The organism is Bradyrhizobium sp. sGM-13 (genome assembly GCF_018398875.1).
GTDB lineage: Bacteria > Pseudomonadota > Alphaproteobacteria > Rhizobiales > Xanthobacteraceae > Bradyrhizobium.
The window spans coordinates 162,269-185,137 of record NZ_JAGWDK010000010.1 but is presented as its reverse complement, the minus strand read 5'-3'; the positions used below and the strand labels follow the sequence as shown (position 1 = coordinate 185,137).

General features: G+C 62.9%; 24 protein-coding genes, 1 pseudogene and 1 riboswitch. Of the genes and pseudogenes, 12 read left to right on the top strand and 13 right to left on the bottom strand.

Features of this window, described 5'->3' with window-relative positions:
• Positions 1-64 precede the first annotated feature (64 nt).
• The 7 genes from KJQ96_RS17490 to KJQ96_RS17460 all read right to left on the bottom strand — a co-directional run bounded on the left by KJQ96_RS17490 (position 65) and on the right by KJQ96_RS17460 (position 6,370).
• Positions 65-463 carry a hypothetical protein gene (locus KJQ96_RS17490; protein WP_213287824.1) on the bottom strand — a complete coding sequence of 133 codons (399 nt, stop codon included), beginning with the start codon at positions 461-463 and terminating at the stop codon, positions 65-67.
• Between the two features lie 25 nt (positions 464-488).
• The gene (gene thiC / locus KJQ96_RS17485) at positions 489-2,387 is read right to left on the bottom strand and encodes a phosphomethylpyrimidine synthase ThiC (RefSeq protein WP_213287823.1); all 1,899 of its coding nucleotides are present in this window, start codon (positions 2,385-2,387) and stop codon (positions 489-491) included.
• A gap of 239 nt (positions 2,388-2,626) precedes the next feature.
• Positions 2,627-3,235, bottom strand: coding sequence for a thiamine phosphate synthase (locus KJQ96_RS17480; RefSeq protein WP_213287822.1), 609 nt, complete (start codon positions 3,233-3,235; stop codon positions 2,627-2,629).
• Positions 3,222-4,004 carry a thiazole synthase gene (locus tag KJQ96_RS17475; RefSeq protein ID WP_213287821.1) on the bottom strand — a complete coding sequence of 261 codons (783 nt, stop codon included), beginning with the start codon at positions 4,002-4,004 and terminating at the stop codon, positions 3,222-3,224. The genes KJQ96_RS17480 and KJQ96_RS17475 overlap by 14 nt, the downstream gene beginning before the upstream one ends.
• A 310-nt stretch (positions 4,005-4,314) precedes the next feature.
• A complete protein-coding gene (gene thiS / locus KJQ96_RS17470; protein WP_028349567.1) occupies positions 4,315-4,512 on the bottom strand; it encodes a sulfur carrier protein ThiS in 198 nt (65 codons plus the stop codon).
• Positions 4,503-5,516 (bottom strand): FAD-dependent oxidoreductase, encoded by a 1,014-nt coding sequence (locus KJQ96_RS17465; protein ID WP_213287820.1) that lies wholly within the window; start codon positions 5,514-5,516, stop codon positions 4,503-4,505. Before KJQ96_RS17465 ends, thiS begins: the two co-directional genes overlap by 10 nt.
• Positions 5,504-5,650: riboswitch (TPP riboswitch) on the bottom strand. (Overlaps the previous gene by 13 nt.)
• Before the next feature lie 201 nt (positions 5,651-5,851).
• Positions 5,852-6,370: a lytic transglycosylase domain-containing protein gene (locus tag KJQ96_RS17460; protein WP_213287819.1), complete on the bottom strand. Its 519-nt coding sequence runs from the start codon at positions 6,368-6,370 to the stop codon at positions 5,852-5,854.
• A 351-nt stretch (positions 6,371-6,721) separates the two neighbouring features.
• Here KJQ96_RS17460 and KJQ96_RS17455 point away from each other — a divergent pair, with 351 nt between their 5' ends.
• From KJQ96_RS17455 to KJQ96_RS17440, 4 genes are all read left to right on the top strand, one after another.
• Entirely contained in the window at positions 6,722-6,916 is a 195-nt protein-coding gene (locus KJQ96_RS17455) for a hypothetical protein (RefSeq protein ID WP_108515614.1), read from the top strand.
• Positions 6,917-7,090: 174 nt separating this feature from the next.
• A complete protein-coding gene (locus KJQ96_RS17450; protein WP_213287818.1) occupies positions 7,091-7,468 on the top strand; it encodes a PRC-barrel domain-containing protein in 378 nt (125 codons plus the stop codon).
• Positions 7,469-7,565: 97 nt separating this feature from the next.
• Positions 7,566-8,099: a PRC-barrel domain-containing protein gene (locus KJQ96_RS17445; RefSeq protein WP_213287817.1), complete on the top strand. Its 534-nt coding sequence runs from the start codon at positions 7,566-7,568 to the stop codon at positions 8,097-8,099.
• A gap of 205 nt (positions 8,100-8,304) precedes the next feature.
• Positions 8,305-8,520: a dodecin family protein gene (locus KJQ96_RS17440; protein ID WP_028349572.1), complete on the top strand. Its 216-nt coding sequence runs from the start codon at positions 8,305-8,307 to the stop codon at positions 8,518-8,520.
• Positions 8,521-8,639: 119 nt separating this feature from the next.
• On the opposite strand, the gene KJQ96_RS17435 is transcribed toward KJQ96_RS17440, so the two are convergent.
• From KJQ96_RS17435 to KJQ96_RS17425, 3 genes are all read right to left on the bottom strand, one after another.
• Complete coding sequence (locus KJQ96_RS17435; RefSeq protein WP_213287816.1) at positions 8,640-10,208, bottom strand: DUF4403 family protein; 1,569 nt, start codon at positions 10,206-10,208, stop codon at positions 8,640-8,642.
• A gap of 146 nt (positions 10,209-10,354) precedes the next feature.
• A complete protein-coding gene (locus KJQ96_RS17430) occupies positions 10,355-11,029 on the bottom strand; it encodes a L,D-transpeptidase (RefSeq protein ID WP_213287815.1) in 675 nt (224 codons plus the stop codon).
• Between the two features lie 608 nt (positions 11,030-11,637).
• Positions 11,638-11,817, bottom strand: a complete 180-nt coding sequence (locus KJQ96_RS17425) for a hypothetical protein (RefSeq protein ID WP_213287814.1) — start codon at positions 11,815-11,817, stop codon at positions 11,638-11,640.
• Positions 11,818-12,261: 444 nt separating this feature from the next.
• Between KJQ96_RS17425 and KJQ96_RS17420 the strand changes: the two genes are divergently transcribed.
• Both KJQ96_RS17420 and KJQ96_RS40245 read left to right on the top strand, forming a co-directional pair.
• Positions 12,262-12,519 (top strand): hypothetical protein, encoded by a 258-nt coding sequence (locus KJQ96_RS17420; RefSeq protein WP_249734149.1) that lies wholly within the window; start codon positions 12,262-12,264, stop codon positions 12,517-12,519.
• Positions 12,512-12,758, top strand: a pseudogene (locus KJQ96_RS40245) (DNA -binding domain-containing protein); the annotation flags it as partial. The gene KJQ96_RS17420 and the pseudogene KJQ96_RS40245, both read left to right, overlap by 8 nt.
• Positions 12,759-13,357: 599 nt before the next feature.
• On the opposite strand, the gene KJQ96_RS17415 reads toward KJQ96_RS40245, so the two are convergent.
• On the bottom strand, positions 13,358-14,761 hold the full coding sequence (locus KJQ96_RS17415) for a TAXI family TRAP transporter solute-binding subunit (protein WP_213287813.1): 1,404 nt from the start codon (positions 14,759-14,761) through the stop codon (positions 13,358-13,360).
• Between the two features lie 129 nt (positions 14,762-14,890).
• On the opposite strand from KJQ96_RS17415, the gene KJQ96_RS17410 reads away from it, so the two are divergent.
• The 3 genes from KJQ96_RS17410 (at position 14,891) to KJQ96_RS17400 (ending at position 17,433) form a co-directional block, all read left to right on the top strand.
• The gene (locus KJQ96_RS17410) at positions 14,891-15,946 is read left to right on the top strand and encodes a glycosyltransferase family 1 protein (RefSeq protein ID WP_213287812.1); all 1,056 of its coding nucleotides are present in this window, start codon (positions 14,891-14,893) and stop codon (positions 15,944-15,946) included.
• 60 nt (positions 15,947-16,006) lie between these two features.
• Positions 16,007-16,696: a class I SAM-dependent methyltransferase gene (locus tag KJQ96_RS17405; protein WP_065749648.1), complete on the top strand. Its 690-nt coding sequence runs from the start codon at positions 16,007-16,009 to the stop codon at positions 16,694-16,696.
• Positions 16,697-16,815: 119 nt separating this feature from the next.
• Positions 16,816-17,433, top strand: coding sequence for a hypothetical protein (locus tag KJQ96_RS17400; protein ID WP_213287811.1), 618 nt, complete (start codon positions 16,816-16,818; stop codon positions 17,431-17,433).
• Between the two features lie 254 nt (positions 17,434-17,687).
• Here the strand turns inward: KJQ96_RS17400 and KJQ96_RS17395 are convergent, their stop codons facing one another.
• On the bottom strand, positions 17,688-19,352 hold the full coding sequence (locus KJQ96_RS17395; protein ID WP_213287810.1) for an aminotransferase class III-fold pyridoxal phosphate-dependent enzyme: 1,665 nt from the start codon (positions 19,350-19,352) through the stop codon (positions 17,688-17,690).
• A gap of 34 nt (positions 19,353-19,386) precedes the next feature.
• Here KJQ96_RS17395 and asd point away from each other — a divergent pair, with 34 nt between their 5' ends.
• Positions 19,387-20,256 (top strand): archaetidylserine decarboxylase, encoded by an 870-nt coding sequence (gene asd / locus KJQ96_RS17390; protein WP_213287911.1) that lies wholly within the window; start codon positions 19,387-19,389, stop codon positions 20,254-20,256.
• 70 nt (positions 20,257-20,326) lie between these two features.
• A complete protein-coding gene (locus KJQ96_RS17385) occupies positions 20,327-20,839 on the top strand; it encodes an NUDIX hydrolase (protein WP_213287809.1) in 513 nt (170 codons plus the stop codon).
• A gap of 158 nt (positions 20,840-20,997) precedes the next feature.
• On the opposite strand, the gene KJQ96_RS17380 is transcribed toward KJQ96_RS17385, so the two are convergent.
• Positions 20,998-21,735, bottom strand: coding sequence for a DUF2147 domain-containing protein (locus KJQ96_RS17380; RefSeq protein ID WP_213287808.1), 738 nt, complete (start codon positions 21,733-21,735; stop codon positions 20,998-21,000).
• 290 nt (positions 21,736-22,025) lie between these two features.
• Here KJQ96_RS17380 and KJQ96_RS17375 point away from each other — a divergent pair, with 290 nt between their 5' ends.
• Complete coding sequence (locus tag KJQ96_RS17375) at positions 22,026-22,859, top strand: DUF2147 domain-containing protein (protein ID WP_213287807.1); 834 nt, start codon at positions 22,026-22,028, stop codon at positions 22,857-22,859.
• Positions 22,860-22,869 lie beyond the last annotated feature (10 nt).

Below are 22,869 nucleotides of genomic sequence, written 5' to 3'. Positions count from 1 at the left end.
GTAGGAATGATATGCGGGCGGCTCCGGATGTCGCTGCGCTCATCCGGGCTACGCTTGCCACTCGCTACCGCGCCAGCTCCTTGGTCCGTTCTTCGGCCACAACTGGTTCCGCAGGCCTGCTCGACCGGACCATCAGAAATGTCCCGGAGTCCGTCGTGCCCGGCACCTTCCAGCGTCCGTCGATTTCCGTCGCCTCGGCATTGACGACTCCCTCATAAGAGACGGTGTTATAGCCGTGGCCGGGCGGCTCGTAACGTTTGATGAACGAGACGGCGCTGCCGGATCGATGACCCGCAATTGAAGCGTTGTGGGTGCCAATCGGGCAGCGGGGCACTGTGCAGGGTTCGGTCACGTTTCCTCCGAGCGCGCCACCGGATTCGATGAGCGTCGCCAGAAACGTGACCATTCCGATCTGCCGCTGAACATAGGTGCCGTCCCAGACACCGGTCAGACTATCGGTCATTGCGGCCTGGATGCGTGCGCAGTCCTCACAGCAGCCGATTGCTCTCCTTCACCTTCTCCGCATCGAGATACACGTTTGAGCCCATCTCCTTGAACTTCTCCGACATCTGCTTCATTCCATCCTCAATCGTCCCACTCACCGACATCCCCACGCTCGCCGGGTCGTTCAGCGTCGCTGCGTAATCCCGCACGTCCTGCGTGATCTTCATCGAGCAAAACTTCGGCCCGCACATCGAGCAGAAATGGGCGACCTTGTGGGCTTCCTTCGGCAGCGTCTCGTCGTGGAAGCTCTTTGCCGTATCAGGATCGAGGCCGAGGTTGAACTGGTCGGTCCAGCGGAAGTCGAAACGGGCGCGGGAGAGCGCGTCGTCGCGGAGCTGGGCGGCCGGGTGTCCCTTGGCCAGGTCAGAGGCGTGGGCGGCGATTTTATAGGTGATGACGCCGGTCTTGACGTCGTTGCGGTCGGGGAGACCCAGATGCTCCTTCGGCGTGACGTAGCAGAGCATGGCGCAGCCGAACCAGCCGATCATAGCGGCGCCGATGCCTGAGGTGATGTGGTCGTAGCCCGGCGCAATGTCGGTGGTCAGCGGGCCCAAGGTATAGAACGGGGCTTCGCCGCATTCCTTGAGCTGCTTGTCCATGTTGATCTTGATCTTGTGCATCGGCACGTGGCCGGGTCCTTCGATCATCACCTGGCAGCCCTTGTCCCACGCGATTTTTGTCAATTCGCCGAGCGTTTCGAGTTCGGCAAATTGGGCGCGGTCGTTGGCGTCGGCGATCGAGCCGGGACGCAGGCCGTCGCCGAGCGAGAACGAGACGTCATACTTGCGCATGAGGTCGCAGATCTCGTCGAAATGCGTGTAGAGGAAGCTTTCCTTGTGGTGCGCCAGGCACCACTTCGCCATGATCGAGCCGCCGCGCGACACGATGCCGGTGACGCGGTTGGCGGTGAGGTGGATGTAGGGCAGGCGGACGCCGGCGTGGATCGTAAAATAGTCGACGCCCTGTTCGCACTGCTCGATCAGCGTGTCCTTGTAGAGCTCCCAGGTCAACTTGACGGGATCGCCTTCGCACTTCTCCAGCGCCTGATAGATCGGCACGGTGCCGATCGGCACCGGCGAGTTGCGCAAGATCCATTCCCGCGTCGTGTGGATGTTGCGCCCCGTGGAGAGGTCCATCACGGTGTCGGCCCCCCAGCGGATCGCCCACACCATCTTGTCGACTTCCTCTTCCACCGAGGAGGTGACAGCGGAGTTGCCGATATTGGCGTTGATCTTGGTCAGGAAGTTGCGGCCGATGATCATCGGCTCGAGTTCGGCGTGGTTGATGTTGGATGGGATGATGGCGCGGCCGCGCGCGATCTCGGAACGCACGAACTCCGGCGTGATGAAGGCGGGGACCTCAGCGCCAAAACTTTCGCCGTCGGCCAACGCGGCTTCCGCGCGCTCGAGCTGCTTTTTGCGGCCGAGGTTTTCGCGCTCGGCGACGTAGATCATCTCCTTGGTGATGATGCCGGCGCGGGCGAATTCGAGCTGCGTGATCTTGTGCCCGTCGAGGCCGCGGATCGGCTTGTGATGCGCGGTGAAGGCCTTTGCGGCGTGCGAAGCGCCGACATTACCGTTATCTTCCGGCTTGATCTCGCGGCCCTCATATTCCTCGACCCCGCCGCGCTCCTTCACCCAGGCGAGGCGGTTGCGCGGGAGACCGGCGTTGACGTCGATGGTCACGGACGGATCGGTATAGGGGCCGGAGGTGTCGTAGACCGGCAGATTCGGTTCACCCGCGGCTTCGGAGAGGATGATTTCGCGCAAGGGCACGCGCAGGTCGGGCGCGGCATCCGGCGTTGAAAAAATTTTTCGCGACGAGGGCAGGGGCCCGGTGGTGACGGCGGGAAGCGTGGTGTTGGGGTTGGAGCGAATGTTCATGGAATCCTCCGTTTTATGGCGTCGTTCCGGACGGGTCGCGAAGCGGACCGATCCGGAACCTCGAGGTTATTGAGCGAGATTCCGGGTTCGCGCTTGCGCGCGCCCCGGAATGACGCCGGTGGAAATCTCTTCCGTCATTGCGAGGAGCGAAGCGACGAAGCAATTCATTCTGTCCCCGTGCGGAGAGGTGGATTGCTTCGCTTCGCTAGCAATGACGTCTGTGGTTTCTCGCAAATTCATCACGCGGCCTCCGCGCTCTGGCCCAGCCACTGCCGCACCCGCGCGTCGGGGTCGGTGTTCTGCGTGACGTCGCTGACGACGGCGATCGAGTCGGCACCGGCGGCGTAGATTTCGGCTGACTGCTCGAACTTGATGCCGCCGATCGCGACCAGCGGGATGTTGCCGATGCGCTTTTTCCATTCGGTGATTTTTGGAATGCCCTGCGGCGCAAAACGCATCGATTTCAGCGTGGTCGGGAAGATCGGGCCGAGCGCGATGTAGTCCGGTTTGGCGGCAAGCGCGGTCGCCAACTCCTCGTCGTCGTGGGTGGAGATGCCGAGCGTCAGCCCTGCTTTGCGGATTTCGTTGAGGTCGGCGTCGATCAGATCTTCCTGCCCGAGATGCAGGTGCTTTGCGCCGGCGACGATTGCTGCGCGCCAATAATCGTTGACGACGAGTTTGGCGTCGGTGCCCTCGATGACCTCCAGCGCGTCGGTCACGATCTGCAGCGCCCCGGCGTCGTCGAGATTCTTGGCGCGCAACTGGATGGTGCCGGCGCCGAGCAGCGCCAGACGCGCCACCCAGGCGACGCTGTCGACCACGGGGTAAAATCGATCAGGATACGGCATGCCAGAACGGGGTCCCGATCACAGGGGTGGAGGGCGAGGCGAAGTCGCGGGCTTCCATCAGGCCGGCTTCATAGGCGGTGCGGCCGGCTTCGACGCCTGATCGAAACGCCTGCGCCATCGCGACGGGATCGGCAGCTTTTGCTACCGCCGTGTTGAGCAGCACGGCGTCGTAGCCGAGTTCGAGGGCATGGGCGGCATGCGACGGGGCGCCGATACCGGCATCGACCACCAGCGTCACGTCAGGCAGGCGCTCGCGCATCAGTTTTAGCGCATCGCGGTTGGTGATGCCCTTGGCGCTGCCGATCGGCGCGGCCCAGGGCATCACGACCTTGCACCCCGTTTCGACCAGCCGCATGGCCACCGAAAGATCCTCGGTGCAATAGGGGAACACCTCAAAGCCGTCCTTGATCAGGATTCCGGCCGCTTCGACCAGGCCGACCACGTCGGGCTGCAGCGTGTCGTTGTCGGCGATCACTTCGAGCTTGATCCAGGGTGTACCGAACAGTTCGCGCGCCAGCTTTGCCGTGGTCACCGCCTCGCGCACACTGCGGCAGCCGGCGGTGTTCGGCAGCACGGTGACATCGAGCTCGCGGATCAGCGACCAGAATGCATCGCCCGTCTTGCCGCCGGCAGCCTCACGCCGCAGCGACACCGTGACGATGTTGGCGCCAGAGGCGCGGATCGCCTCCTGCATGATCGCCGGCGAAGAATAGAGCGCCGTGCCGATCAGCAGTCGAGAGGAGAAGGTTTTTCCGTAGAAGTTCAGCATGATGTCGCAACTTTCAATTCGTCGTCCCTGCGAACGCAGGGACCCATACCGCGTGGTCTCTCATGCTGGCGCGGTGGCAGAGATCTTTCGTCAACACGACCGCCGGTGGTTATGGGTCCCTGCGTTCGCAGGGACGACGGGAGGAGAAAGCTCGCGCATGTCATCCCCACACCACCACTCGTCATCCCCGCGAAGGCGGGGATCCAGTACGCCGGGACGGCTGTGATCAACCCGATAGGCCGCGGCGTACTGGGTCGCCCGGTCAAGCCGGGTGATGACAGCGGAGTTTGAGGCGCGCAGTTACCCATCCTCACCCTCCCTGCCGTGGCGTGATGATCTCGATTTCGTCGCCGGCCTTCAGTGCGGTCTCAGCCCAGCGGCTTTTCGGCAGCACGTCGTAATTCACGGCGATCGCGAAATGCGTGCCCTCGTATTCGAGCTCCGAGAGCAGCGCGTCGACGCGCTCCGAAGCGATCTCGCGCTGTTCGCCGTTGATGGTCACACGCATCGCATCACCTCATTGTCGATCTGGCCGCGCTGCACATAGGCGAGCGTCAGCTCGGCCAGCGCCGGCGCCACCAGAAAACCGTGGCGGTAAAGGCCGTTGACCGCGATCTTGTTCTTGCGAACCGTGATCCGCGGCAGGTTGTCGGGGAAGGCGGGGCGCAAGCCCGAGCCGAACTCGACGATGCGCGCTTCGGCAAAAGCCGGATGCACGGCATAGGTCGCGCCGAGCAACTCCAGCGCCGAGCGCACGCTGACGCCGGTGTCCTCGGCCTCGATCGAGGTCGCGCCCAGCATGAATTTGCTGTCGCCGCGCGGGATGACATAGAGCGGCCAGCGCGGATGGATCAGACGCACCGGGCGCGACAGCTCGACTTCGCTCGTCTCGATGATGATCATCTCGCCCTTGACGCCGCGCAATTCCGGCTGCTCGTCGCGCGCGGAAAGCCCGCGGCAGTCGATCACGATGCCGTCGAGATCTTCCGCACTGATGTCGCAATCGAACTTGATCGTGCCGCCGGCCGCCGTGATGCGCGCGTGCAGCTCGGGCAGCACCTTGCGCGGCTCGACATGGCCCTCCTCGGCATAGAACAGACCATCGCGAAAACGGCCGTCCAGCGAGGGTTCGAGTTCGCCGACGCCGCTTGCGTTGAGCCTGACATGGCCGGTGGTGAGCTTGGCAAACCGCTCGAAATCGGCGCGGTCGCGCGGATGCGCCACCACCAGCGATCCCTTGAACGGGGTGTTCGGAAAGAGCTCGCGCCACAAATCCAGCGAGCGAAAACCGAGCCGGCCGATCACGGGCTCGGACGTCTCTGCCTCGCAATAGGGCGCCAGCATGCCGCCGGCCCAGTGGCTGGTGGAAAGCGTCATATCGGCGTCACTGCGCTCGTACAGAGTGACGGCGTGGCCGGCCTGTGCGAACAGCAAGGCCTGCCAGGCGCCGGCAATGCCCGCGCCGATGATGGAGACGGGGGAATCCCCCCACAGATCTGACTTCTGGTACATCCCTGTCCCTTCGCCGGCATGACCCGGATCAGGTTCAAAGGGTCACCGCGGTCCCAGGCCTCTACTTTGAAGAAGTAGAACTGCCCAAGCTTGCGGTATCTCAGCTCCTCGTCGGAGCACCCCTCGGAACAGGCCTAATGTAGGCGGTTGGGCGGAGGTGTCAACGCGGCTTTGCAGGAACTTGCAATGCTGCCGTGCCTCGGACGCAGCGCAGCGCCTTTTAGCGGTGCGCTGCTGAGCCGGGGCCTAGGGCGGCTAGTATTGGGTCCCGGTTCTGCGAGCAGCGCAAACGCGCGGCTCCGCGCCCGGGACACGAGGTTTGCTGTCGGGGTTAGCTATTTTGCCGCCTGCAGCGCGTTCGCGTCAGCCGGCATTCCAACAGGCGCGGCGACGATTTTCGGCGTCGCACCGCTCGCCAGCACAGGCGCGATCTGCAGCGGCTTTTCCTGCCGCTGGCGCTTTGCGGCGTAATAATAGCCGCTCGCATAATAACGTACGGCGCGGCTGTGATCGCCGCCCGCGGCGCGATAGGCGCCGGCGAGGTATTTGATGCCCCAGGCGAGATTGGTGTCGGGATCGCGCAAGCCCGCGGCGTCGCCGGTGTAGCCGAGTCCGCGTGCAGTCGGCAGCTTGATCTGCATCAACCCGATGGTGCCGCCGCGCCCGACCAGGTTCGGATGATACTTGCTCTCGCGCACGATCACCCGATGAACCAGCGCTTCCGGCACGTTGTTGGCGGCGGCGTGGGCGGCGACCATGCTTTGATATTGCGCGCGGCTTTGCGCCATTGCGTCGGGCGAAAGCAGCAGCACGGCCGCGGCGGCGAGCCAGACAAACTTCGGAAAACTTTTCATAAAATGATCTCGGCGGATGGACGCGTGAACGAGTGGGCGCTTTCGATTAGTTCCACCGGCGGGCCAAGATGTGGCGAAAAACCGACGACATCACGGCGAGATGTTCGCGGCTCATGCAAGTGTAACGAACATGTCCAGCGTGACGCTTACGTTGTGGGTGCGATGCATCGCATCGAGCGACGCGAATCTGCGTCATGCGGACGCGCAAGGAATGTCGTGCAAAAGACGCAGTCAAGGTGTAAAGAAGACGTCGGGACAAAAACCAATTCATTCCGACAGCAAACCTGTCCATTCAACGACATTTAAAAAGCGAGACGCCGTTACGACGTCCGAAATCTAGGGAGATGCGCCATGGCTCGACTCGACTCCAGCTATCTGCCTCGCGGAAATCCCTGTGCCCAGTGCGGCAAGCCGATCGCGAGACCGGATTGGGTGGAGAGCAGTCCGGGCCGCACATCCTTCCTTTGGTTCTGCCGCGCCTGCGACTATCGCTTCGAGGCGATCGCAATCTACGAGGAAGCCGACCCCGACGCGCTCGCGGCCTGACACGCGCAGGCTTCATTCGACGCTGCAGCATCATTGCCGGCGCCGCCGCCATACTTGGGCCGGCGGCCACGTCGGGGCATTTCGGAAATTCCGAATAGGGCAGGCTGTTTGTCGCAGAGCGGAACCAGCCGCGCGCTGCCACGTTGATCCCTTCATCCACGTGTGGAGGGTCCAATGGCAAGCGATGTCATGGCCAAGCCGCATCAGTTGATCGCGAGCGACCGCGTCGAGGGGACCGCGGTGCGCCGGCCGAACGGGGACATGATCGGCCACATCGAACGGCTGATGATCGACAAGGTCACTGGTAAAGTATCGTATGCAATCCTGAGTTTCGGCGGGTTTCTGGGCATCGGAGCCAATCTGCTGCCGCTGCCCTGGGGACGGCTTCGCTACAACACGAAGTTCGAAGCCTACGAACTCGACATCGACGATGAAGAGTTGAGGCGCGCGCCGTCATTCCGTGCGGACAAGGATTTCGACTGGGGCGATCGCGAAAAGGAAGCCGAGCTGCATCGCTACTACCGCATGCCGCCGTACTGGGGCGGCTTCTGATGCCGTGTCGCACGGCCTGTTTCATGCGAAAACGCGTGGAACACTTGTTGAAGTGCCGGGTTTTCCTCAGAGCGTTTCTGAACTGAGGAGAACGGATATGTTAACGAAAACTGCCGTTGCCGGCCTCGCGGCGTCCGCGTTGCTGGCGAGTGTAGCGTTTGCGCAGCAAAGTCCTTCGGCAACGACTGACAGCGCCAAGACCGCCGCACCTGCGGCTGCAACCGATACCTCGTCGTTCAAGGGTACCTGGCGGGCTTCGAAGCTGGTCGGCCTGAACGTGTACAACGATAGCAACGAAAGCCTCGGCTCGATCAACGATCTCCTGACCGACAAGAGCGGCGACATCAAAGCCGCGGTGATCGGCGTCGGCGGCTTTCTCGGTGTCGGCGAGCACCTGGTTGCGGTGCCCATCGACAAGGTGAAGTTCGTTGATGAGCCGATTGCCTCTACTACCGCGAGCGCGCCCGCGACCGGTGGGGCACGCACAGGCGCAGGCGGAGGCACCACGACGGGTGCTGCGACGGCGCCTGCCGCGGCGAAGAAGAATCCGTGGTATCCCGATCACGCCGTGTTCAGCGCGACGAAGGATCAGCTCAAGGCGATGCCGGAGTTCAAGTACTCGACCGAATGAGGCCGCGGTCTCAACACCAGGCCTACTAGGCTTCCTCAAAATGGCCGGACGGCGTGATGCCGCCCGGCCATTTGATTTTGCAAATGCCCGTTCGCGCAATGCTGCACCGCAGCCTATCTGCCCGTATTTTCCGATGATAGGTTGTATCGCGGCAGGAGCATCTGCCTCCTGCCTTGCATGGATCCTGCGTCAACGGGAGGACGACATGGCGGACAGCGTCTACAAGGTCATCGAGCTGATCGGCACCAGCACCGAATCCTGGGAGAAGGCCGCCGCCGGCGCGGTCAGCCGCGCCGGAGAAACCCTGCGGGATCTTCGTGTTGCCGAAGTGGTCCAGCTTGACTTGCAGCTTGATGCACAAGGCAAGGTCGAAGCCTACCGCGCCAAGCTGAAAGTCTCATTCAAGTTCGAGGGGTCGTAGTCGGCAGTTTCGTAGCGGTTTCGTAGGGTGGGCAAAGGCGCTTGCGCCGTGCCCACCATCCAAGACTGTGCTGGCGATGGTGGGCACGGCGCGCTTTGCCCACCCTACGATCTGCAACGTCACAGCGCCGGCAGCGCGCTGACGTGGACATTGATGGCGCCTTCAGCTTCCGCGATCACGCGCAGCGTTTTGGAATCGAAGGCGATGCCGGCGAGCCGCAGCTTGCTGATCTCGGCGGAGACGCGCAGACCGTCCTCGTTCTTCTGAAGATCGGCGATCGCTGCTGCAATCTTCTTCTGCGCGTTGCCGGCGAACGGCTTGAGGTCGATGACAGCCTTCTCCGCCAGCGTCTTCTGCAGATGCGGGATCGCCGCGCGTGCCGCGGCGCCCAACAGCCCGAAGGCAGCCTCTGACTCGACGGCGAGTTCGATGTCGGTCAGCCGCAGCGTCTGCTCGGCCTGATCGAGCACCGGCTTGCCCCAGATATGCACGTTGGCCTCGCCGCCGAGGCCCAAGAAGCTCTTCCTTTCCCTGGCGCTGACCAGAAGCGAGATCAGCAGGCGGTTGCCGGAAGCGGCCACGCTGGCGCGCTTGACGGTGACGTCGACCGCGCCCGACCCGTCTTCAGGAAAAGTCTTCCCGGCGAACTGCGCCTCCACGATCTTGTTGATCTCGGTGAACGGCATGTCGATGGGTACGCCGATCGCGACCCGTCCCGGCGTCGGTGGCACCATCGCGATCGTAGCGGGGAACGGGCAGGAGGGCTTGGTTTCGCCCGGTGTGATCCTGGTTTCCGCCTCGATGCCGAGCATCAGTGTCAGGTTCGAAGCATCGACGCGCGGCTGCGCGGCAACCGCCCGGGTGGGGCGCAATTCCAGCCACAGCGCCGGCATCGTCGAACCGGCTGCCGTGCCCTGCAGCGGAATCGAACGGCAGGCCTTGGCCCACTGCGCCTGCGCGTTCCGTTCGAAAGTCGGATCGTTGCGCATGCGCGCCTGCACCAGCGCGATTTGCTCGGCGACATTCTGGTCGATCAACGGCTTCACCTGCGCTGGCACGTTGACGCGCGCGCCCGCCACGCTGAGGCTGGTGTCGCCGAGATTGACCTGCGCTGCGAGATTAGGCTCGATGCGCCAGTTCGCGGCGATCTGTGGTCGCGCTGATATGACGACGTTGCCCTTGATCTCGGCACTGGCGTTGAGGTTCTTGATGTTCACGCTGCCGATCTGCTTGGAGACGTTGCCGCCGAGCAGGCTTCCGAGTGCTTCGCCAACCGCACCCGTCGCCTTCGCCGACAGCGAGCCGGTTACATTCAGTGTGCCCGTCAACGGCGTTGCCAGCGACAGCACGTTCTGCGCGCCGGTAGCTACGATCGGCCCGCGCGAGGCAGTCCAGCCGATGTCGGCGTTCTGCAGGATCTGCGATATCGGATTGTCGGCCTTGCCGGCGAAATTGCGCGGCGCGCCGCGATCGGCGGCATCGCGGATCGCCGACAGCGCAACCGCAATGGGCGCCATTACCGTGGATGCGCGCGCCGCCGGCGGCAGCGGCGGCAATTCGGCGAGCACGGGCGCGCTGTTCGTGGCGCGAGGCGCGACGAAGTCGATCACCTTCAGGCTGACCACAAACGAGATGACGAGGACCGAAAGCGCGATCGCAATGGTCTTGACCCGCATCGGCAGACGCATCGTCCCCCTGACCCCAATAAATCGCCCCACAACGTTTTACAGGGGTGGCGAGGGGGACGCCACTGCACATTGTCACGACGTCAGATCAATGCAAAACGGCCCCGGCGAGCGCCAGGGCCGTTCTCGCATTAAGAAAAGCTAATGCCTCAGCGGATGGTCCGGCTGAGATCGGCGCGGCGATCCGTCATCGGCAGCACGATCACCTTGGTTCCGACGCTGACCCGCGAATATAGATCAATGACGTCTTCGTTGGTGAGGCGGAGGCAGCCTGAGGAAACGCGGGTGCCGATCGTCGAGGGATCGTTGGTGCCGTGGATGCGATAGATGGTGCCGCCGAGATACATCGCGCGCGCGCCGAGCGGATTACCCGGGCCGCCGGTCATGTGCCGCGGCAAATAGGGCTGCCGGGCGATCATTTGCGGGGGCGGGGTCCAGGCCGGCCATTCGGCCTTGCGGGTGATCGTCTGGGTGCCCGACCAGGTGAAGCCGTCGCGGCCGATGCCGATGCCGTAGCGCATCGCCTGGCCGTTGCCGAGCACGAGGTAGAGATAGGTGTTGGGCGTATCGATGATGATCGTGCCCGGCGCCTCGCGGGTGTAGTAGTTCACGACCTGGCGGCGCAGACGTGCCGGCAGTTCGAAGCGCTCTTCCTCCTCTGGCGCAGCCGCAACCGGTGGCGGGGCCGCTTCGATCTGCGGCAGGAAAAACGGAAACAGCGGCAGCGGAGCCGCAGTGGCGGGCGTGGAAAATGCGGTGGCGCCAATCGCCAGCGCGCCAAAAGCGGCGGCCGCGAAGCGGCTCGGTATCGATAAATTGGACATGATCGTCCCCCTGTTGCTCGCACCAGTTCGGCGCGTCGTTGGGGAAACTCCTACAGATGAACCGTTTCAGGACATTTGCACGAAATCGCCAAAATGGTTTCGTGGCGTTAGGGAATTGTTTCGTTAAGGTTTCGTTGACGGGCCGTGGGTGTGCCAGGCGCAATCTGCTCGCGTAGGTCGGGCTTCAATGGGTTCAAATCGGAACCCTTGGGATTTGGCGCCGTTGGTGTCGCAGTCTAGAGACAAGCGAGGCCGCCATGGCGAAACCAACGCTTTTAGTTGGTGCCGTTGCCTTGTTACTCTTATCCATTCCTGCCAATCCGGCATCGGCGCAGCACGTGATTCCCAATCCGGGGAGGTGCGCCCAGTTTTATCCGAACGCAAATTGCCAGAATTATGGGCCCGGTAATCCCTACACGAGCTATGGCTGGCGACGAGCGGGACATCGTCACTATTGGGGCCATCGTCATCATCGCCGCCATTGGCGCTGACGCGAACCAGTGGAACGAGCGCGCGGCCCGCCGGCGGCCGCGAGCACCCGCGCGGTCGGCGACGGTGCCGTTGTCGGCATCCGGCGCTTCGCGCCACCTTATCACATCTCTGAAAGCTTAAAGGGCGCGTGTAACCAATGCCGCCACCCGCCTCTGGAAGCCACTGATCTGTCTGAATGCTTCCCGGCGCTCTGATCCTTCAGGCAGCCGTTGCGCGGCTTCCCACAAGTTCACGAGCAACCGCGCCATATCGATCAATTCATTAAATTCCGGCATTCCAACGGTGCGTTGGCTCAATGTTGGGGTCCTCTTCGAACGGCCTAATGTGAGGGAGGATCGCGGCTTGATGGCGCGCGGTCAGTAAGGGAAGAGAGTAAGTACAAATGGCAGTTTCTATGCAGTTGCCGCGCGGGAATTACTGGCGCAGCAAAAGGTGCTCTTCTCCACGCACGCGGCGTAACATTGATCTCCACGTTTTACTCATGTCGAAAACGAAGATCGGCCAGCATTTGCGGCATCCCCTGTGTCATGCAGCCGTCATGTTAAAGCCGGTGCGTTCCAGGGCGGCTACGCGCTGATAATCGCTGGCCTCTACCCTCACCAGCCGAGGCCAAGGCGAGCTGGGTTTCTCTCGCCCTCATGCTTCAGATCGTCCCAAATAGGAGGCGATCAGCTTCCGCGACGATGACAGGACCGGCTGCGCACCGTTGCGGGCATAGGAACAGACATGAAAGCCGCGAGTTGATCGCTGAATGGCGGAAGTCGATCCTGAAGGGCTATTCGGCTATGAGAAACATCGTAAACGAGACCGGTGAGATCATCGCCAAGGCAACGCGTGACGGCACGTTGGTCGGCGGGCACCACCGCATCGCGGTGGCGGCTAGCCTCGGTCAAAAGCTGCTTTGGCAAGACAGCGGCGAACCTGTAAGCCTTGATGCCTTCTTCAGGCATCCGCATTCGAGTAGTTCTCAGCGGCACATAGCTTCAGGCGCTCGCTGACGTAGCGCCAACAGGACCAGTCCTCACTGAGTATGACGAGGAGCACATCATCACGTACATGCGCGTGCTTGATGCGGATCAACAAGGCGCCCGATTAGCGGGATGTCTCCCGGATCGTGCTGCGCATCGACCCAGACACCGAGGCCGACCGCGTGTGTCTAGCGTTCGAAAGCCACCTCTCGCGTGCCAGATGGATGACCGAGCAAGGTTATCGCCATCTGTTGCGAAGCGGCACCTGACCATTAGCGACGCCTGCCTTTGCCTGTAACTTTCGATCATGGCAGGCCTAGCCTTCTCGGCTACGGCCTTGATGGTGTGGAACGGATTGTCAGGGGCGCTTGGGTCGCGGTCGTGGCAAAGGAGGTGATACAGGGGCCGCGAAGACAACGGGCTTGGCCACGGGAGGCTGCGGCTGCGCGACTGGCGCGTGGTTCAGGGGACTGCTGTCGCGGCCCACAATGTAAGCCCCTAGCGCCGTGACACCCAGTAGAACGAGTAGCGTTTTTGCCCGCATACTCGCACCGCTACCTTTAACCGGTCTTTCGAGCATTCATGGCCCGCTCAACCTCGTCGGCTAGTTCATCCCAGATGCCGCGCAAGCCGATCGAACATTTCGCTTCGCTTTGTCGGTAGCCAAGTCCCTGACAAGCGCGCATTCGGCCGCGTCTTGCGCAGCTTCTCCAAATGGGTTTGATAATCCTTCATCGTCCCCTGCCTATCTTAATTTTCCGTGACGGTGGCACGGAGAACAGGAGGCTGACCTAACAAATGTTGGGTCGGCTGCATTACGTCCGGCGCCGGCAAATCTAATCGAAGGAGGAAAAGCCCACCTAACCAATCAGGCCTGGCCAGCGCGCATCCGCGGCGCGTCGACCACGTCGGCGCCAGCAAGCACGGCGCGGCGGTCGGCGACTGCGTGGTGGAATTGTTCGAGCGCGAGGGCGATCACTGAGAGGTCGCCTTCCTCGACGGTGCCGTCGTCATAGCAATCTAACGCCTCGCGTAACATGCCGTCGGCCGCAGCTTGCATGTCGGCCAACTCTTCCGGCGTTTCGGCCTTCCTTGCCCTCGAAATCAACTCAAGCAGATGATCGCGATGGGCGATGTACTGCTCGCGCTCGTCCCTGTTCCAGTAGTGCCTGAACCAGGCGCCGGCGGAGCCCAGGCCCGACAGAATCAGGATCGCGAACCAGATGTAGTCGGTGTATTTTTCGAGGAACGTTCGCTCGTTGCCGTCGATATAGGCGGCTGCGCCCGCGTGCGCCGGCAGCGCTGCGTCCTTTTCGGTATCCGGCTTCTCGATCTGCGAGGCGGTCGGCAATTCACGCGCGAGCTGCTGGCGGTTGGTGAAGAGCTGGCGGGCGAAGGCAGCGACCGCCGTATCCGACAATGATTTTGGCGCGATGATCAGGTGGTTGACGGCAACGGTGTCGACCTTGTCTTCCGGCCGCTGCGGTGAAGAGCCGAAGATGCTGGCAGGAATTTCCTCGGATTCGTAGATCGGATTTTTCTTGGCGATCGCGTCGGAAACCTCGATCGGCAGGAATTTCGGCTCACCGCGGGCAGTCGCGGTTGCAGCGATCGCGTCCACGGTGATCTTGCTCTTGAGCGGGCCGACCGCCATGAAGGCGTCGACCGACTGATCTTTCGCCATTTCGCCGAGCTGACTGGTGGCGAACTGGCTGATCGTGACCTTGTCGGGATTGATGCCGGACTCTTTCAGGATCCCGCGCAACAGCGTGACATTGGCCTGCGTGCGCCCGATCACGCCGACACGGTGGCCGGCCAGGTCATCGAGACTCTTGATCTTGGGCGTGGGCTGCTTCTTCGAGCCCTTAGCGGGAAGGCCGGAAGGAGCCCACAGCACGACGACATTCTTGCGCAGGATGGCAACCGACTCGGCATTCGTCGGCAGGTTCAGGTCGCCGCGCGCCACCGCGAGATCGGCCTTGCCGTCCGTGAACAGGGCGATGCTCTCCGCCGTTCCTTCCGTCGTGATCGGCGCCAGTCGCACCGAGCTGCCCTCGCGCGCAAATGTCTGCGCCATCAACTGGACCAGCTTCTGGTCGTCGCTGCCGGCAGGGCCGACTGCAATCCGCAGCGTCGTCGGCCGCAGCACGTAATACAGCGTGCCCGCGGCGACGCCGAACGCGAGCAGGCCGGCGGCAAGGATCAGAAACGCATAGCTCTTCCGCTTCCGCCGGCGGCGGGATCGCGCAGGATTGTCGTTGTGGTCTGTCATCTCGCTGTCACGTTACACGAAAATGCGTGGAGGGGACTTAAAAACATCCTTACATATCGATGACGTCATACGCTTGAAATATCCATGGCTGAACGTCGGATTTGAGAATCATTAATCTCGGGTCCGTACATGAAGATATTGATTGCGACCGATGCGTGGCATCCGCAGGTGAACGGTGTCGTCCGCACGCTGACGTCGTTGGCGCGCAGCGCCTCTGCGCTCGATGCCGATATCAGCTTCCTGACCCCGGACGGGTTTCCTTCCCTCGGCGTGCCGACCTATCCCGGCTTGCGCGTCGCACTGCCGAACCGGCGCGAGATCGCGCGACGGATCGAAGAGGCGGCGCCCGACGCCATTCACATCGCAACCGAGGGGCCGATCGGCTGGATGGTGCGCGCCTATTGCCGCCGCCGAAAGCTTTCGTTCACCACGTCCTATACGACGCGCTTTCCCGAGTATATCGCCGTCCGCACCGGACTCCCGGCCGCCGTCGGTTATGCAGTGCTGCGGCACTTTCATGCCGCGTCTTCCACGGTCATGGTCGCCACCGACTCGCTGCGGCTGGAACTTTCCGCGCGGGGCTTTCGGAAACTCGGCTTCTGGACGCGCGGCGTCGACACCGAATTGTTCAACCCGCATAATCCAGCGGCGCTCGATCTGCCGCGGCCGATCTTTATGACCATGGGCCGCGTCGCGGTGGAAAAGAATCTCGATGCGTTCCTGTCGCTCGATCTGCCGGGATCGAAAGTGGTTGTCGGCGACGGACCGCAGAAGGCGCAGCTTGCGCCAAAATACCCTGACGCAATTTTCCTCGGCGAGAAGAAGGGCGCGGAGTTGACCGCGCATCTCGCTGCTGCCGACGTCTTCGTGTTTCCGAGCCTTACCGATACGTTCGGCGTCGTGCAGCTCGAGGCACTGGCGTGCGGCACGCCGGTTGCGGCATTCCCGGTCACCGGCCCGAAGGACGTCATTGCCGATCATCCGATCGGCGCAATCGACACCGATCTGCGCAGCGCGTGCCTGCGCGCGCTGACGATGTCGCGCGAGGCCTGCCGGAATTTTGCGCTGGCGCGCTCCTGGGAAAACAGCGCGCGGCAGTTCCTCGGCAATCTGACCGCGCTGCAGCCGAGTCGCGTGTTGCGACCGGTGCGCCGGGCGCCTGCCGCGAGCGCCGTGCAGGGCTGAACCGAAAAGTTCGACCATCAACACAAGTCATACGCGTGAGACGAGAAGGCAGAACCAACCATGGCAGACATCATCAAGCTTGACGGTACCAGATCCCTGGATTTCGACCGCGAAACGGTCGAGCAGGCGTACGATCGCTGGGCACCGGTTTACGACCTCGTGTTCGGGGGCGTGTTCAGCAAGGGCCGCAAAGCGGCGATCCAGGCGACGAACAAGATCGGCGGCCGCGTGCTCGAGGTCGGCGTCGGCACCGGCATTTCGCTACCGCTATACGCGCCGCATCTGCGCATCTTCGGCACCGACATTTCGGAAGCGATGCTGCAAAAGGCGAAGAAGCGCGTCGATGAACTCGGCCTGAAGAACGTTGAGGGCCTCGCCGTCATGGACGCCGAAAACCTCGAATTCCCCGATGATTGTTTCGACGTGGTGATGGCGCAATATGTCGTCACCGCGGTGCCGAACCCGGAAAAGGCGCTCGACGAATTCGCCCGCGTGCTGCGGCCGGGCGGTGAACTCATCATCCTCACCCGCGTCAGCGCCGACGCCGGCATGCGCCGCTTCATCGAGCAGCGGCTGCAGCCAGTGGTGCGTCCGCTCGGCTTCCGCACCGCCGAGTTCGCCTGGTCGCGCTATGCGCAATGGCTGGCGGGCGCGCGCGGCATGGAGCTGGCGGAGCGCCGCCTGGTGCCGCCGCTCGGCCATTTCTCGCTGGTGCGCTTTCGGAAAATCGACGTCGCCGCGGCTGCCTGACGCCCTGATCGCCGTTGCGCCATCGCGCCGCTGCGAACTGTCACATGTCATTATCATGATGTCACATGCCGGACATCGAATCTCAGTAGACCCGATCCCATCGGAATTTGGGGGAGAACATGATCAAGAACTTTCTGCAGGAACTGCGTACCCAGCGCTGGGACGACCATCGCTACTATCACCACAGCCGCATCAACCAGTCGCTGCACTTCGTCAGCGCGGCGAGCTTCCTGTTCGCCTACGCGATGCTGTTCTTCGATCCCGTGGTTTCGGCGCTGGTCGGCTGGCTGGTCTCGATGACGACGCGGCAGGCCGGCCACTTCTTCTTCGAGCCGCGCGGCTACGACCACGTCAACCAGGCGACCCACGAGCACAAGGAAGAGATCAAGGTCGGCTACAATCTGCAGCGCAAGATCGTTCTGATGACGATCTGGGCGCTGTCGCCGCTGGTCCTGTATCTCGACCCGACCTTGTTCGGCCTGTTCACGCCCTGGACGTCGTCTGCGGACTTCATGCGGCAGGTCGCCAAGATCTGGCTTGCGGTCGGCATCGGCGGGCTGTTGTTCCGCACCGTGCACCTGTTCTTCATCCGCGACGTCGAGACCGGTTTGGTCTGGATGACCAAGATCCTCACCGACCCCTTCAGCGACCTGAAGCTGTACTACAAGGCACCGCTGGCTCTGATGAAGGGCGAGCTGATCGATCCGGGTCTGGAGAAGCACGTCAAGCACGCGTGATTGTTGCGGCTTGATCCAGCGAAGCGTCATGGCCGGGCTTGTCCCGGCCATCTACGTCTTGAACGTCAGACGAACTAAGACAGCAATTGTGAGGTCGTTATTGCGAGCGAAGCGACTCGTCCGCCGTAGCTCTAGCGAAGGCGGAAGCAATCCATCTCTCCGTGCGGGGACAGATGGATTGCTTCGTGGCTTCACTCTCGCAATGACGGCAGCCAGCCAGGGCTATGACGGTAAATAGAAGAACGCGAACGCCCTCAGCGCCGAAACCGCTTCCGCAGCATCTCTCTCAGAATCCGCCGCTTGATATTCTTGTTGGTCAGCGAGCCATCATGCCACCACCAGCCATCGCGCTTCATCTTCTCGCTGGCCGCGACAAATCGGTCGGCGACTTCATTGAAATCCGCATCCGTGTAGTTGAGGCTGAAGATCAGCCGGCCGGTGCCGACCCAACTCAGCGCCAGTCCTTCGGCGCGCAGGTAGTATTGCAGCATCCAGTTGTAACGGGATGGCTCGGTATATTGCACCATCCAGATCGAGGAGATGTTGCTGACGCGGACCGGCAGATCCTGCGCGGCCAGCCGCTCGTTCAACGCCTTGGCGCGGCCGTTCCAGGTCTCGTCGAGTCCCTGGTAGACGGCATTGAAGTTCGGGCTGGCGAGGCGGCTGAGGAATTCGTCCATCGCCGTCATCACGTAAGGATGCGAATTGAAGGTGCCGCGGGCAAAGCAGACGTCGGCGGGGCGATCGTCGCGGAAGCGCCGCATCAAGTCCTTAGCGCCGCAGACCACGCCGACCGGCAAGCCGCCGGCGAGGCTCTTGCCGTAGGTCACCATATCGGCGCGGACGCCGAAATATTCCTGCGCGCCGCCGGCGGCGAGGCGGAAGCCGACGAAGACTTCGTCGAAGATCAGAACGATGCCGCGCTGGGTGCAAACCTCGCGCAATTTCTTCAGCCAGTCGGTATAGGCCGCACGATCGAACGCGCCCTTTCGCGAACTGTCGACGAGTGCGGAATCGCCCGGCGCGTTGGCGTTCGGATGCAACGCCTGCAAGGGATTGACCAGCACGCAGGCGATGTCCTTACGCGTTCGCAGCACATGCAGCGTGCGCTCCGACATGTCGGCCAGCGTATAGGTCTCATGCGGCGATACCGGATTGCCGACGCCGGGCTGCACGTCGCCCCACCAGCCGTGATAGGCGCCGGCAAAGCGAACCAGGTGCGTGCGCTTGGTGTGGTAGCGCGCCAGCCGCACCGCCTGCATGACGGCTTCAGTGCCGGACATGTGGAACGAGACTTCGTCGAGGCCGGAGATCTCGCACAGCCGGCGGACGTTGTCGGTGATGACGGGGTGATAGGGGCCGAGCACGGGGCCCAGCGCGCGTGCGCGCTTTTCGGCTTCCGTGATGCACTCCTTGTAAAAGTCGTTGCCGAAAATGTTGACGCCGTAGGAGCCGGTCAGGTCGTAGAAGATGTTGCCGTCGACATCGGTGACGGTGACGCCGGCGGAAGACTGCATGAAGGCACCGGTGCCGAGATTTTCGCGCACCAGCCGGCTGTACTGGAACGGCACCCGGTAGGTTTCCGTAAACTGCAGGTCGGAGATGTGCGTCGCGGCCTCGGCCGTCATCTGCCGGCCCTTGGCGTAGCGCTCCTCGTAGAGGCAGGCGAGCCGGAAGAAGGCGTCCTGCCGCTGCATGGCGACATCGCTGGGCGCGCCGTCGGACGCGAAGAAATCGTCGATATCGAATTCGTAATGCGGCACCAGCCGCGCGACCATTTTGGACATTTTGGAATGCCCGGTCAGCGAGCGGTGTTTGGCGCGCGACAGCGCCAGCCGCGCTTGCAATTTGGGGAACACTGCCGCGGCGCTGGCGACCGCAGCGGCGGACAGGGAAAGAATCGGAAGGGACGAATCCATGCCTGAAGCGCTAGCCAATCCTGCTGACAGATTGATGACAATCCGGCGCCTGATCGCCCGCTTCACCCAGCAGGAAGACCTCAACTTCCTCCTGACCAACCGGGTCCCGCGGGCGGCGCTGACGCGCTTCATGGGCTGGTTCAGCAAGATCGAAAATCCGCTCGTGCGCGATTTTTCGATTGGCTGCTGGCGGCTGTTTTCCGATCTCGATCTGTCGGAAGCGAAGAAGACCGAGTTCAAGAGCCTGCACGATTGCTTTACCCGCGAGCTGCGTCCCGGGCTGCGGCCGGCGGATCCCGACCCGCACGTCGTCGCCAGCCCCTCCGACGGCATCATCGGCGCGTTCGGCAAGATCGCCGATACCGAGCTGTTCCAGATCAAGGGCGCGCCTTACTCGCTGATCGACCTGCTCGGCGATCCCGCGCTGGTCGAGCAGCATCGCAACGGCCGCTTCCTGACGCTCAGGCTGACGTCGAGCATGTATCACCGCTTTCACGCGCCGTATGACGCCACGATCACGAGGGTGACATTCATCCACGGCGATGTCTGGAACGTCAATCCGATCGCGCTGAAGCGGGTTGAGCGTCTGTTCTGCAAGAACGAGCGCGCCGTGCTGCAGGCGCGGTTGCCATCGGGCGAGGCGCTTACGCTGGTACCGGTTGCCGCCATTCTCGTCGCCAGCATCCGCCTGCATTTCCTCGATGTCACACTCAACGCGCAGAGCAGGGGACCGGTGGACTTCGCCTGCCTTGCGCGGGTCAAGAAAGGCGACGAGCTCGGCTGGTTTGAGCACGGCTCGACCATCATCGTGCTGGCGCCGGAGAATTTCGAATTTTGCGACAACGTCGCGGAGGGCGGGCGTATCCGCGCCGGTGAACGACTGTTGCGAAAGCCGCAGGTTTAATCTCGATTCTCCGGGCTATTGCCTCTATATGCTCGCGGTCGCAGTCGCAGTTGCGAAAACGCGGGAAGAGATGGCGAGAGCGCCTGTTATGGCGGCGGGAGGAATCGTGTTGCGGCAGGCGGAGCCGCCGCTGATCGCCGTGGTGCGCCTGCGCAAGCGCAATGAATGGGTCTTGCCGAAGGGCAAGCTCGACGACGGCGAGACGCCGCGCGCCGCTGCCGAACGCGAGGTGATGGAAGAAACCGGCCACGACGTTGCCGTGCATGAATTTCTGGGCACGCTGGCCTATGAATCGCGCGGCGGCGCCAAGGTGGTGCATTACTGGCGCATGGAGGCGGGTGATCTGCCCACGCGCATACCGATGCGCGACGTGAAGGCGGTGGACTGGCTGCCGCTCACTGAGGCCGTCGAACGGCTGTCGCGCGGCTATGAGCGCGCGTTTCTGGAAAATGTCGGACCGATCGCAATGGCGGCGGCGAATGGTGTGGAAGGCGTGGCGTTGCCGATAGCCGCGCAGCCTGTTGAAGTGCCCAAGGCTGGGCGCGTAGGCTTTCTTCAAAATCTGCTTCGGTTGTTCCGCTAACTCTTGTCCCGGGCGCGATGCAGCGCACTCCCGGCGATGCGAAGCATCGTCCGGTAGCGCTGCTTCGCAGAACCGGGATCCAAGCCTCGGCAGATAGTGGACCCCGGCTCTGCGGTGCACCACTGCGTGATGCACCGCGTCCGGGGAATGACGAGCAATCAGCTCACGCGCTTCCAGGTCTGGCCGCCGCAGAACATGCCGCCGAACGCGCAGCCCTGGACGCGCAGTGAGCTGGCGCCTTTCAGCGCGATCGTCGAGTCGTAGTTGCGGCCGCTGTCGGGATCATGAATCCGGCCGGTCCACTTGCTGCCCTGCGGCTTCATGTTGATCAGGATCCTTTCCCCGGTGTTGACGGAATAGCCGCACAGATTGGCGCCGCATTGCTCGATGCGCACGTTGCCCTTGTTCTCTTCCGTCGCCCAGACGCCGATCGGCGAGTCGGCAGCGGGCGCTGCGGCCGCAGCCGGCTGCGGTGCAGGCGCGGCGGCTGGGGCGGGCGGCGGAGGCGGAGCGGGCGGTGCGACTTCGGCTTGTGCAGGTGTTGCGGCCGCGACGGTGGTTTGAGGGGGTGCAGACGTTGCAGTTGGTGCTGCCGCGGGAGTCGCAGGCTGCGCCGCGCCGGCCTGGGCGGGTGCAGGAGCGGGTGTCGCGGGTTTGGCCGGCGCGGTCGCGACGACCTCATCGTCGTCCTTGCTCTTCGAGCCCAGCCCTTTGAGGTCGATATTGCCGAGCGTCCCGTTATAGCCGGGCGCGGTAATCTTGATGCAGGAAATGGCGTTGCAGTTGCGCGGCGATTCGACACGAATGCGCTCGCCATTGATCTGGAGGGTAATGCCGCCCGCATGCGCCGAGGTGGTGGCCATCAACAATGCGGCGAGGATGTACAGCTTCTTCATGAGAGCCTCCTGAGCGGCCTGTGAGCGGGTGGCGGTGAATGTGGGCAGACCCTACGCGGGCGCAGGGACGCGCTCTATGATGCAGGTCACGAAGCGCTAGAGCCTTTTCGGTTCTGATTGAATCAGAACCGGGCTCTAGATTCTTGTTTTGACGCGTTTTCTTGACGCGAACCGGCGTCCACTTCGCTTGAAAACGCTCTAGGCAGCGCCGAAGTGGCTCGGTGATTCAAATCACATCCAGCCGAAGTTCCCCGCGACTAGTTTTCCGCGATCATCCGCGGGAGGCTTCGATGAAACAGCTTTGTTTTCTCGGCATGCTGATGCTGCTTGGTTCTTCCGCCCATGCCGGCGCGATTTCATTCAAGATCGGCGGCCATCGGGTGCACATCGAATCCTCCAGGCATTGCCGTTCGACGTCCTGTACCTCGATGTCGGTCTCCAGAAGCCTCAACTGGCGCCACAAACGCGACCGCCATGACGATGATCGCGATGGGGCCGTGCCGGCGAAGCCTGCACCACAGACGGTTTCGCCGCCTGTGCCGCCATCGGAGCCGCCCAAGGCCATCGTCACCGTGCCCCCGCCGGCCGTCTACACCCCGGCGGCATCGATGACGCAAATCGTCGCTGCGCCGCCGCCACCGCCAACTCCGCCGCCTGCGTCCCCGCCGGCTCAGCAGGTTTCGATTCCGTCGCCGCCGCCACGGCCTGCGAAACCGGCCGAAGCTGTCCAGCCTGCGCTACAGGCTGAACGCGTCTCGCGTCAGGCCGAGGAGGAGCCATCGGATTCGCCGATCGGCGACTGGCAGACGGAAGGCAAGGGTAGGGTGCGGATCGGAAAATGTGGCAGTGCGCTGTGCGGCTATGTGCTCAATTCATCGTCGAACGAGAAGGGTGAGGCTATTCTGATCAACATGAAGCCGAAGACGGAAAGGCAATGGACCGGCGGCGTCTACAGCCAGGACAGCGGCGAGACGTATTACGGCACGATGTCGATGAAGGAGGGCAATACGCTTCGCGTCGAGGCCTGCGCGCTTCTCCGCTTCTACTGCTCCGGCAACAATTGGAGCCGCATCACGCGTCGCGCCGACAGCCTGACGATGGTGTCTGCCGAGCCGCGCTCATGAATGGCTCGCG

What these genes read in the sequence shown, in the direction of transcription:
- KJQ96_RS17410 (WP_213287812.1), top strand. Translation starts at nt 14,891, where the DNA reads ATGAAGATATTGATTGCGACCGATGCGTGGCATCCGCAGGTGAACGGT.
- KJQ96_RS17490 (WP_213287824.1), bottom strand. Translation starts at nt 463, where the DNA reads ATGACCGATAGTCTGACCGGTGTCTGGGACGGCACCTATGTTCAGCGG.
- KJQ96_RS17455 (WP_108515614.1), top strand. Translation starts at nt 6,722, where the DNA reads ATGGCTCGACTCGACTCCAGCTATCTGCCTCGCGGAAATCCCTGTGCC.
- KJQ96_RS17435 (WP_213287816.1), bottom strand. Translation starts at nt 10,208, where the DNA reads ATGCGTCTGCCGATGCGGGTCAAGACCATTGCGATCGCGCTTTCGGTC.
- thiC (WP_213287823.1), bottom strand. Translation starts at nt 2,387, where the DNA reads ATGAACATTCGCTCCAACCCCAACACCACGCTTCCCGCCGTCACCACC.
- KJQ96_RS17445 (WP_213287817.1), top strand. Translation starts at nt 7,566, where the DNA reads ATGTTAACGAAAACTGCCGTTGCCGGCCTCGCGGCGTCCGCGTTGCTG.
- KJQ96_RS17415 (WP_213287813.1), bottom strand. Translation starts at nt 14,761, where the DNA reads ATGACAGACCACAACGACAATCCTGCGCGATCCCGCCGCCGGCGGAAG.
- KJQ96_RS17480 (WP_213287822.1), bottom strand. Translation starts at nt 3,235, where the DNA reads ATGCCGTATCCTGATCGATTTTACCCCGTGGTCGACAGCGTCGCCTGG.
- KJQ96_RS17385 (WP_213287809.1), top strand. Translation starts at nt 20,327, where the DNA reads ATGGCGAGAGCGCCTGTTATGGCGGCGGGAGGAATCGTGTTGCGGCAG.
- KJQ96_RS17375 (WP_213287807.1), top strand. Translation starts at nt 22,026, where the DNA reads ATGAAACAGCTTTGTTTTCTCGGCATGCTGATGCTGCTTGGTTCTTCC.
- KJQ96_RS17380 (WP_213287808.1), bottom strand. Translation starts at nt 21,735, where the DNA reads ATGAAGAAGCTGTACATCCTCGCCGCATTGTTGATGGCCACCACCTCG.
- KJQ96_RS17460 (WP_213287819.1), bottom strand. Translation starts at nt 6,370, where the DNA reads ATGAAAAGTTTTCCGAAGTTTGTCTGGCTCGCCGCCGCGGCCGTGCTG.
- KJQ96_RS17400 (WP_213287811.1), top strand. Translation starts at nt 16,816, where the DNA reads ATGATCAAGAACTTTCTGCAGGAACTGCGTACCCAGCGCTGGGACGAC.
- KJQ96_RS17440 (WP_028349572.1), top strand. Translation starts at nt 8,305, where the DNA reads ATGGCGGACAGCGTCTACAAGGTCATCGAGCTGATCGGCACCAGCACC.
- KJQ96_RS17475 (WP_213287821.1), bottom strand. Translation starts at nt 4,004, where the DNA reads ATGCTGAACTTCTACGGAAAAACCTTCTCCTCTCGACTGCTGATCGGC.
- KJQ96_RS17465 (WP_213287820.1), bottom strand. Translation starts at nt 5,516, where the DNA reads ATGTACCAGAAGTCAGATCTGTGGGGGGATTCCCCCGTCTCCATCATC.
- thiS (WP_028349567.1), bottom strand. Translation starts at nt 4,512, where the DNA reads ATGCGTGTGACCATCAACGGCGAACAGCGCGAGATCGCTTCGGAGCGC.
- KJQ96_RS17395 (WP_213287810.1), bottom strand. Translation starts at nt 19,352, where the DNA reads ATGGATTCGTCCCTTCCGATTCTTTCCCTGTCCGCCGCTGCGGTCGCC.
- KJQ96_RS17450 (WP_213287818.1), top strand. Translation starts at nt 7,091, where the DNA reads ATGGCAAGCGATGTCATGGCCAAGCCGCATCAGTTGATCGCGAGCGAC.
- KJQ96_RS17430 (WP_213287815.1), bottom strand. Translation starts at nt 11,029, where the DNA reads ATGTCCAATTTATCGATACCGAGCCGCTTCGCGGCCGCCGCTTTTGGC.
- asd (WP_213287911.1), top strand. Translation starts at nt 19,387, where the DNA reads ATGACAATCCGGCGCCTGATCGCCCGCTTCACCCAGCAGGAAGACCTC.
- KJQ96_RS17405 (WP_065749648.1), top strand. Translation starts at nt 16,007, where the DNA reads ATGGCAGACATCATCAAGCTTGACGGTACCAGATCCCTGGATTTCGAC.